Source organism: Citrobacter sp. 506 (assembly GCF_050434985.1).
Classification (GTDB): domain Bacteria; phylum Pseudomonadota; class Gammaproteobacteria; order Enterobacterales; family Enterobacteriaceae; genus Citrobacter; species Citrobacter braakii.
Window position 1 is genome coordinate 17,322 of record NZ_JBNDJN010000002.1, and the last position, 9,533, is coordinate 26,854.

Below are 9,533 nucleotides of genomic sequence, written 5' to 3' on the forward strand. Positions count from 1 at the left end.
CGACCGCCATCCGGCAATATGAATCAGAGTTTATCCAGCAACTTTTTAACATCTTTACCGTTGCGGGAGTCTTTATTGCGATCGGCCCAGTCGTTAAGGCGACGTTTCGCTTCATCCTGCAAATGCTTACGCAAAATCTGGTCGACCTGCAGACTGTAGTTTAGCGCCTGCCACTGACCGTAGACTCTAAGAGGAACCGGAGTAGCCTTCAGGAAGTTAATCAGCTTACTTTCGCCATCCCAGCCGCCCAGCACGCGAATGTTAAACAGCGTGTCGCAATTCAGCTTCACCAGATCCAGCGTTCCCTTGCCGGTCAGCGCCAGCATCGCCGACTCACCCGCCATGTTATCCAGCGTAACCTCGCCGTTATCCAGCGTCATATCGGTTACAAAATGATCCAACCGGGTCACGTTATCCAGGTTTTGCTGAGCTTTAACATCCCCACCGTTACGCTCGACGGCCTGTTGTATCATCTGCTGGAAGTTCATTCCTTCCATTCGCGTATCGCTCATTTCGACATGGGCCTGCCCTTGCCAGCTATGACGAAACGCCTGGGCATCAATATCTGAGCCAGAGAAATCCCCTGCCAGTGATAGCTTACCGGTGAGGGCGATGGGGTAGTCGAAGGCTTTCAGGATAGTACCAATTTCCACGCCTTCCAGGCGCGGATGGAAGACCGCTCGCGGCTGTCCTTTTCTGGCATCCAGCATACCAGGAAGCGACACCAGCCCGCCGTCACTTTTCCCCTGCAACTGCGTAACGTTCAATAAGCCGAACTGGTTGTCAATTTTTGCCGAGACATTGTCAAACACCATTTTCCGCCACAGCACTTTGTCAGCTTGCAACGCGATGTCTGCCGAAAATCCCTTCAGTCCCTGATACGAAACGGCATCAACCTGGGAAGCAATGACGGGGCGCGCCAGCGTTGACTGACTCTGACCTTGCTGAACCTCACCGTTCGTCGTCACAGCCTCACGCTGTACGAGCAGATTGTCCAGATTGAGCTGACCAAACTTCAGGTCGACGGCCCATTCTGGTTTATCCAACAATGTCACATGAGCTTGCCCGGCGAGAGAGCTGTCGTTAGCGGTCAAATGAATCTGGCTAAACGCGAGCTGTTTTTTCTCTTCCAGCCACTGCGCCTGAAACTGTCCCTGACCTTTGATCCCCTGCGTCGGTAGATCGGCCCCCTGCAGTTGCCAGCTTAGCTGCTCAATATTCGCGGATAAGTTATGCGGATAGTCGGAGGCATCAACGCTGCCGTTGAAGGATAATGCGAGGTCACGCTGATCGCGGTTAACGCGCCCGGAGAAATCAAACGTGCCGCGGTGCTGATTATCCTGTTCCATGTCCAGACGAATATCGCGAACCGTGATCTGTTCATCGTCTTCATGCTGGAATACCAGAACGCTATCGGCAACACGCAGGCGGGCAATATCAAACGACCATCCTCTGTCTTCAGCCAGGTCGGGCAAGGTATTGTCTTTTGGGGCAACGGGCGCATCTTCGCCGCGCACCGCTTCAGTTTGCGGGGTCAGTTGAATCACTGCGCCTTTGAGCATCACCTGCTTCACGCTGAGCTGGTGACTCAACAGCGGCCACAACGCGACGTCAAGACGCATATTGTCGGCACGAATCAGGGGTTCGCTGGCGCCTTCAGCCGTTAACACCATGCGCCCCGAGAGGATACTCAGCTGTGGCCATACGTGCCAACGCAGAGGACCATCCAACTGCAGCTGATATCCGCTACGCGCCGCAACCTGCTTGACCATATATGCGCGGAAATCATTCGGATTAACCAACAGTACTAACGCAGAAAAACCAGCCACCAGCACGACCAGTAGAATCATCAGCGTCGTCAGAAATCGTCTCATGCTATCCCCAATGGACTGAAAATACTCAGTCTTTATCGATCCGGCTGGCAACGGCGCCCTGCTGATCGCGATACTTTGCATCCTGACGACGGTTGTAAGGTCGCGCCGCCGGACCGGAAAGCGGTTCGAAGCTTAATGCGCCAATCGGCATGCCAGGACGCAGGGCCAGCGGTAGTTTTCCGGAGTTGTAAAACTCCAGTACGATACAGCCAGACCAACCCGGATCAATACGGTGTGCGGTGACGTGTACCATCAGTCCCAGACGCGCCAGCGAAGAGCGACCATCTAACCAACCCACAAGATCGGAAGGCAGCGTCACGGATTCGAACGTCACTGCCAGCGCCAGTTCGCCCGGATGCAGGAAAAATGCCTCGCCGTCTTTGAGGACGATTTCATCACTCATCACGCGATCCAGCGCGGCGCTGACTTCATCTTTCGGTCCGCTCAGATCGATATACGCCGCCGTATGCCCGCGGAACGTACGGAATTTGTTGCCAAGGCGCACATCTACCGTGGCGCCGTTGATTCGCTCGACAGGAGGGCGTGGATTGATCGACAGACGACCTTGATCCAACCAGGCTTCAATATCTCGGTCACATAAACGCATGGCACTTTCTCCTTTCGTGCTTCAACCCCTTAATGCCAGGTGCGTTAAGGGTGAACCAGGTTATCACTGAACGGTACACAATTCGCTGAACTTATTCAAAGAACTGACTGATTTTAGCCTTCAGAATATCTATGGCGATGCGGTTTTTACCCCCGCGCGGCACAATGATGTCGGCGTATTGTTTTGAAGGCTCAATAAATTGCAGGAACATCGGACGGACGGTTTTCTGATATTGCGCCATCACTGAATCCATTGAACGACCACGTTCGTTCACATCGCGCTTGATACGGCGCATCAGGCAAATATCCAGCGGGGTATCAACAAAAATAGAGAAGTTCATCTCATCACGCAAACGCGCATCCGTCAGCAGCAAAATGCCTTCCAGGATGATGACTTTCTTGGGTTCGATATGAATAGTGTCTTGCGTGCGCGTGTGCTCAACGTAGCTGTACACCGGCAGCTCAATGGCACTACCGCGTTTCAGCGTTTGCAGATGTTGGAACAGCAGGCTGTGATCCATCGCGTTCGGATGGTCGTAGTTGGTTTTTACACGCTCTTCCATCGATAGATGGCTTTGATCTTTGTAATAGCTGTCTTCGGGAATAACGCCAATATGTTCGTCACCGACTTGTTCACGCAATTCGCGATAAAGAGTACTGGCAATAAGACTCTTGCCGGAAGCCGATGCGCCGGCAATGCCGATAATGACGCACTGATGGGACTGATCAGTCATAAATTTAGCGACCTGATTAACCTGGATGTTAGGAAGGGCGGCGCCGAAACGCCAAACGCGGCAATTATAGGGATTTCAGCGGCGCGACGCCAGCCCAGGCTGCACCAATGCCTTCCCTGTCGCAAATTAAAACGGTCATATTTAAAGCATGCGCTACATTTATTCGCCAGCCTTAGTAATTAATAGCTTGAGAGTGTTAATTTATGAGCAGCTGGCGTATAAATTGTAAATTATTTGTACTAGCATAAACCCAGATTAAATGTGATGCGTCCGGCATCTCTACTGGGCGACAACGGCTATTTGGGTAGAGTGGTAATGAGTAAACAATCCCAACATGTTTTAGTTACCTTACCTCATCCTCTACTGCGCCTGGCCAGTTTAGGTCTGGTGGCTTTCATCTTTACGCTGTTCTCGCTGGAACTGTCTCGTTTCGGTGCGCAGCTGGCGCCGCTGTGGTTTCCGACCTCAATCATGATGGTGGCTTTTTACCGCCATGCGGGAAAAATGTGGCCGGGGATCGCGCTGGCGTGCTCATTGGGTAACATCGCGGGTTCTTTGCTCTTCTTCCCCGGCGAGTCGCTTAGCTTTACCTACACGGCCATCAACATTATTGAGGCTGTCGTGGGGGCAATGTTATTGCGCAAACTGCTGCCCTGGTACAATCCTTTACAAAATCTCAACGACTGGGCGCGCCTGGCATTCGGCAGCGCAGTGGTCCCTCCGCTGCTGGGCGGCGTATTACTCTGGTTATTATTACCGCAAGAAACGTCGTTAAATACCTTCCTCATTTGGGTGCTGTCAGAATCCATCGGCGCGCTGGCGCTGGTACCATTAGGTTTACTGTTTAAGCCACATTATCTGCTGCGCCACCGCAATCCGCGATTACTGCTTGAAACTCTGATTACGCTTCTGGTGACGTTAACGTTCAGTTGGCTGTCGATGATGTTCATTCCATGGCCGTTTACCTGCGTTATTGTCCTGTTGATGTGGAGCGCTGTCCGTCTGCCTCGTATGGAGGCGTTTTTAATTTTCCTCAGCACCGTGATGATGGTTTCGCTGATGTTGGCCGCTGACCCTTCGCTGCTCTACACCCCCAAACAGAACATGATGACCAGCATACCGTGGCTGCCGTTTTTGATGATCCTGTTGCCAGCCAATATGATGACCATGGTGATGTACGCGTTTCGGGCAGAACGCAAGCACATCTCAGAAAGCGAAGCGCGCTTTCGCAATGCTATGGAATATTCCGCAATTGGCATGGCGCTGGTCGGGACCGAGGGGCAATGGCTACAGGCCAATAAAGCCTTGTGCCAGTTTCTGGGTTATAGCCAGGAGGAGCTACGCTCGCTCACCTTCCAGCAATTAACCTGGCCGGAAGATTTGAACAATGACCTCGAACAGTTAAACATGCTGGCGCGCGGGGAAATTAACAGCTATTCCATGGAGAAACGCTATTACACGCGCGCAGGCGAGGTGGTATGGGCCTTGCTGGCCGTTTCGCTGGTGCGCCATAGCGACACCACCCCACTCTACTTTATTGCGCAGATTGAGGACATTAACGATCTGAAGCACACCGAGTGGATGAACAAACGGCTGATGGAGCGCATTACGCTCGCTAATGAAGCCGGGGGGATCGGCATTTGGGAATGGGAACTGCAGCCTGATGTGATCAGCTGGGATAAGCGTATGTTCGATCTCTACGAAGTCCCGGCACATATCAAGCCCAGCTGGCAAGTCTGGTATGAATGCGTTGTGCCTGAAGATCGCGAACACGCCGAAAATGTGATTCGCGATTCGCTGGCCGCACGAGCCCCGTTTAAGCTTGAGTTTCGTATCGCGGTAAAAGGTGGCATACGGCATATCCGCTCATTGGCCAACCGGGTACTGAATAAAGACGGTGAAGTTGAACGCTTACTTGGCATCAATATGGATATGACCGAGGTGAAGCAGCTCAACGAAGCGCTGTTTCAAGAAAAAGAGCGTTTGCATATTACACTGGACTCCATCGGCGAGGCGGTGATTTGTATTGATGTCGACATGAATGTGACCTTTATGAATCCGGTCGCTGAGAAAATGAGCGGCTGGCAGCAGGAAAACGCAATTGGCATTCCGCTCCTGACGGTACTGCGTATTACTTTCGGCGATAACGGTCCGCTGATGGAAAATATCTACAGCGCCGACATGTCGCGTAAGGCAATGGAACAAGAAGTCGTCCTGCATTGTCGCAACGGCAACAGTTATGACATTCAGTACAGCATCACGCCCCTCAGTACCCTTGATGGCGGCAGCATTGGCTCGGTGCTGGTCATTCAGGATGTCACCGAGTCACGTAAGATGCTGCGCCAGCTTAGCTACAGCGCTTCGCATGACGACCTGACGCAGTTGGCCAATCGGGTCAGCTTTGAAAACCATCTCAAACAGTTGCTGCATACGGTACACGACGCGCACCAGAGTCATGTGCTGGTTTTTATCGATCTTGATCGTTTTAAAGCGGTGAACGATAGCGCAGGGCATGCCGCTGGCGATGCCCTGCTGCGCGAACTCTCTTCACTGATGCTAAGCATGCTGCGGTCCAGCGATATGCTGGCGCGCCTTGGCGGCGACGAGTTTGGTCTGTTGCTGCCAGATTGTAATATCGAAAGCGCCCGCTTCATCTCAGGTCGCATCATCAGTGCTATTAACGATTACCACTTCATGTGGGATGGCCGCTTGCACCGCATTGGCGCCAGTGCGGGAATTACGCTGATTGATGACAAAAACCATATCGCGACTGACGTCATGTCTCAGGCGGATATCGCCTGCTACGCGGCGAAAAACAGCGGACGTGGGCGTGTCTGCGTCTATGAACCCCAGCAAAGCCAGGCGCATGCCGCGCGTAGCCAACTGTCATTGGACGAACAAAAGCATACCATTACGCACAGCCCGATGCTGATGATCGCCAGAGGCGTGGCTTCTCCACGTATACCTGAGACGTTTAGCTTCTGGCTTATATCGCTACGCTTAGGGACCGCTGAAGGCGAAGTGATTGAAGAGCAGACATTCCGTACCGGGCTGGTCGATCCCACATTGAATCAAGCGCTCGACCGTCGGGTATTCAGCGAATTCTTCCAGAATGCTGCCCCGGCAGTCGCCAGCAAGGGCCTCAGTGTTGCGCTCCCCCTTTCCGCCGCCGGGCTGCTCAATTCAGAACTTGTTGATGAGCTGCTGGAACAATTGCAACATAGCCCGTTACCGCCACGCCTGCTGCACCTGACCGTTCCGGCCAGCGTCATCAAAACGAATCCAACGCAGGCGATATCCGCCCTGCATCGGCTACGTCAGTTCGGTTGTCGAATTGTGTTAAGTCAGGTCGGTCGTGATTTAGAGCTTTTTGACAATCTGAAATACCACATTGTCGATTACCTGTTGCTTGACAGCGAGCTAAGCGCCAGCGCTCACGGAGACCTGATTGACGAGATGTGGGTGTCCATTATCCAGGGACATGCCCAGCGTCTGGACATTAAAAGCATCGCCGGTCCGGTGCAGTTGCCGCTTATCATGGATGCGCTTTCCGGCATCGGTATTGATATGATTTATGGCGACATTATTGCCAGCGCCCAACCGTTGGATCTGCTACTGAATACCAGTAATTTCGCCATCAACTGACGGCTGCCAGCCATCCGTGTACCAGATATGCAAGAGTGCATAGGAACGCCAGGGTTTCCAACGCTCTGCATACCGCCGGATCTGGGCTGGCGTCATGCCGGGAAAACGCTGTTTAATCAGATAATCATCCGGCAAAAAAACATCCTTCGCCTGCCAACCACGCAGCGCAAAATAGTTGGCGGTCCAGCGCCCTATTCCGGGAAACGTTTGTAGTTGCTTAACACCTTGCTCAATATCGTCAGGCGCTACTGTCGCAAGCGTTCCTTCAAGCGTTGCACGCGCCAGGTGAATCAACGCTTCAGCGCGTTTGAGCGGCATCCCTAACGCTTTCAGGTGCAGCGGTTCGGCGTCAGCAAGCGCTTCAGGCATGGGAAAACAAACATACCCTGGCGCATCCTCCAGCGTGTCGCCATAAGCATGCGCGACTTTCGCTGTCAGTTTTGCCGCCATAGCCACGCTGACTAACTGCCCTAAAATCGCCCGTACCCCTTGCTCAAAAGCATCGACACATCCCGGCAGGCGCAGTCCCGGACGCGCCGCACCAAGGCTTCCCAGCGCGCTGACAATTTGCTGCGGGCAACAGGTAAGATCAAACAAACGGGTTATTTTCGCCAGGCACTCGGGGGCGGCGGGTTGTAATCCCGAACTTAACGTCACGTGTAGCACATTGACATGCAAATCCGGTACGACGCGCACCAGACCCCGATGCTCCCCTACGGACAGGCTTCTGGTATAACTCAGTTCCTCCACCGTTTCGACACCGTCAACCGCACGGGCGGCAAGAAATCCCAGCATCCAGGGCCAGTCATAAGGCGGTTGCCAGCTCAGCGCGAACATTCAGTTTTCCTTTTTATGCAAACCTACAGCATAAACGGTATTCAATCGATGCGCCTTGCTTTCATATTCCAGTTGTCGGAGCGTCAACATTTCGTTAAAGTCACGCCCCTTCTTCACTGGCATGGGGATTTTTACGGTGTTTATTGGTTTTGACTACGGTACGGCAAACTGTTCAGTGGCCGTTATGCGTGACGGGCAGCCTCACCTGCTCAAAATGGAAAATAACAGCACGCTTCTGCCTTCAATGCTGTGCGCGCCAACGCGCGAAGCGGTCAGCGAGTGGCTGTATCGCCATCACGACATCCCAACCACGGACGACGAAACGCAGGCGCTGCTTCGCCGCGCGATGCGCTATAACCGCGAAGAAGACATCGACGTTAACGCCAACAGCGTGCAGTTCGGTCTGGCATCGCTGGGTCAATATATTGAAGACCCGGAAGAGGTGTACTTCGTTAAATCGCCAAAATCATTTTTGGGTGCCAGCGGTCTGAAGCCGCAGCAGGTTGCGCTGTTTGAAGATCTGGTCTGCGCGATGATGCTGCACATACGCAACCAGGCACAAAATCAGTTGCCGGAAGCCATCACCCAGGCCGTTATTGGTCGTCCCATCAACTTCCAGGGGTTAGGGGGCGATGACGCCAACGCCCAGGCGCAGGGTATTCTTGAACGTGCGGCCAAACGCGCCGGTTTTCAGGATGTCGTCTTCCAGTACGAGCCGGTAGCGGCTGGTCTGGATTACGAAGCCACGCTGCAGGAAGAAAAACGCGTGCTGGTGGTGGATATTGGCGGGGGTACAACCGACTGTTCACTGCTGCTGATGGGGCCGCAATGGCATCAGCGCGCCGATCGCGAAAACAGCCTGCTGGGGCATAGCGGCTGCCGCGTTGGCGGGAACGATCTGGATATTGCGCTGGCGTTTAAACATCTGATGCCGCTGCTCGGTATGGGGGGAGAAACGGAAAAAGGGATCGCCTTACCTATTCTGCCCTGGTGGAACGCGGTCGCGATCAACGATGTTCCCGCGCAAAGTGACTTCTACAGTAGCGCCAACGGTCGCTTGCTCAACGATCTTGTCCGTGACGCGAAAGAAGCCGATAAAGTCGCCCTACTGCTTAAAGTCTGGCGCGAGCGTCTGAGCTATCGCCTGGTGCGCAGCGCAGAAGAGAGCAAAATCGCGCTCTCCGATCAGACCATTGTGACGGCGGCGATACCGTTTATCAGCGACACGCTGGCAACCGATATCAGTCAACACGGGCTGGAAGCTGCGCTCAATCAGCCCCTGGCGCGCATTCTGGAGCAGGTTCAACTGGCGCTGGAAAACGCGCAGGAAAAACCGGACGTGATTTACCTGACCGGCGGTAGCGCGCGTTCGCCGCTGATTAAAAAAGCCCTCGCCCAGCAACTTCCCGGGATTCCGATCGCGGGGGGCGATGATTTCGGTTCCGTTACTGCCGGACTGGCCCGCTGGGCTGACGTTGTTTTCCGCTAAGCGGCTCGCATGCTGAAAAGTACGCGTATTGACATCACCATTGCTGTGGCTTATTTACAGGAGTGAGGGTTAGGGAGGGCTTCTCCTCCCCCTGGGGTCTTAGTAAGCCGGTAAGCTAATCACTAAGAGTATCACCAGGATGATGACCTGCTTCATCATAACCCTTTCCTTATTTTGGCCCCTTCCTCGGGAGGGGCTTTTCCGTTCCAGCGTCCCGCTGAAATCTCTGGCTCTCCTCCTTTTTGCCTTGTCAGCACTCTTACGCACAATCACGTATTCGCTATCTTCACCACCGATTGTTGCGTAACGCTTCGCAAAGCCGCATCGGCATTCAGACGAATCCCGACA

At 53.6% G+C, this 9,533-nt stretch carries 7 protein-coding genes; 2 read left to right on the forward strand and 5 right to left on the reverse strand.

From position 1 onward, the window contains the following. Positions 1-23: 23 nt before the first annotated feature. The 3 genes from asmA to udk all read right to left on the reverse strand — a co-directional run bounded on the left by asmA (position 24) and on the right by udk (position 3,214). The gene (gene asmA / locus ABIE10_RS10195) at positions 24-1,874 is read right to left on the reverse strand and encodes an outer membrane assembly protein AsmA (protein WP_429155520.1); all 1,851 of its coding nucleotides are present in this window, start codon (positions 1,872-1,874) and stop codon (positions 24-26) included. A gap of 25 nt (positions 1,875-1,899) precedes the next feature. Next, on the reverse strand, positions 1,900-2,481 hold the full coding sequence (gene dcd, locus ABIE10_RS10200) for a dCTP deaminase (RefSeq protein WP_016153598.1): 582 nt from the start codon (positions 2,479-2,481) through the stop codon (positions 1,900-1,902). 91 nt (positions 2,482-2,572) lie between these two features. Further along, on the reverse strand, positions 2,573-3,214 hold the full coding sequence (gene udk / locus ABIE10_RS10205) for a uridine kinase (protein WP_003036776.1): 642 nt from the start codon (positions 3,212-3,214) through the stop codon (positions 2,573-2,575). Between the two features lie 315 nt (positions 3,215-3,529). Here udk and ABIE10_RS10210 point away from each other — a divergent pair, with 315 nt between their 5' ends. After that, entirely contained in the window at positions 3,530-6,859 is a 3,330-nt protein-coding gene (locus ABIE10_RS10210) for a diguanylate cyclase (protein WP_429155523.1), read from the forward strand. Here ABIE10_RS10210 and alkA read toward each other — a convergent pair. Next, positions 6,827-7,696: a DNA-3-methyladenine glycosylase 2 gene (gene alkA / locus ABIE10_RS10215; RefSeq protein ID WP_279265666.1), complete on the reverse strand. Its 870-nt coding sequence runs from the start codon at positions 7,694-7,696 to the stop codon at positions 6,827-6,829. The genes ABIE10_RS10210 and alkA overlap by 33 nt on opposite strands. 136 nt (positions 7,697-7,832) lie before the next feature. Between alkA and yegD the strand changes: the two genes are divergently transcribed. Further along, a complete protein-coding gene (gene yegD / locus ABIE10_RS10220; protein WP_046275425.1) occupies positions 7,833-9,185 on the forward strand; it encodes a molecular chaperone in 1,353 nt (450 codons plus the stop codon). 99 nt (positions 9,186-9,284) lie between these two features. Here the strand turns inward: yegD and ABIE10_RS10225 are convergent, their stop codons facing one another. Next, complete coding sequence (locus ABIE10_RS10225) at positions 9,285-9,344, reverse strand: type I toxin-antitoxin system Ibs family toxin (RefSeq protein WP_109017525.1); 60 nt, start codon at positions 9,342-9,344, stop codon at positions 9,285-9,287. Positions 9,345-9,533 lie beyond the last annotated feature (189 nt).

Excerpts from the sequence above, each read along its gene's own strand:
- dcd (WP_016153598.1), bottom strand. The coding sequence starts at position 2,481 with ATGCGTTTATGTGACCGAGATATTGAAGCCTGGTTGGATCAAGGTCGT.
- udk (WP_003036776.1), bottom strand. The coding sequence starts at position 3,214 with ATGACTGATCAGTCCCATCAGTGCGTCATTATCGGCATTGCCGGCGCA.
- alkA (WP_279265666.1), bottom strand. The coding sequence starts at position 7,696 with ATGTTCGCGCTGAGCTGGCAACCGCCTTATGACTGGCCCTGGATGCTG.
- asmA (WP_429155520.1), bottom strand. The coding sequence starts at position 1,874 with ATGAGACGATTTCTGACGACGCTGATGATTCTACTGGTCGTGCTGGTG.
- ABIE10_RS10210 (WP_429155523.1), top strand. The coding sequence starts at position 3,530 with ATGAGTAAACAATCCCAACATGTTTTAGTTACCTTACCTCATCCTCTA.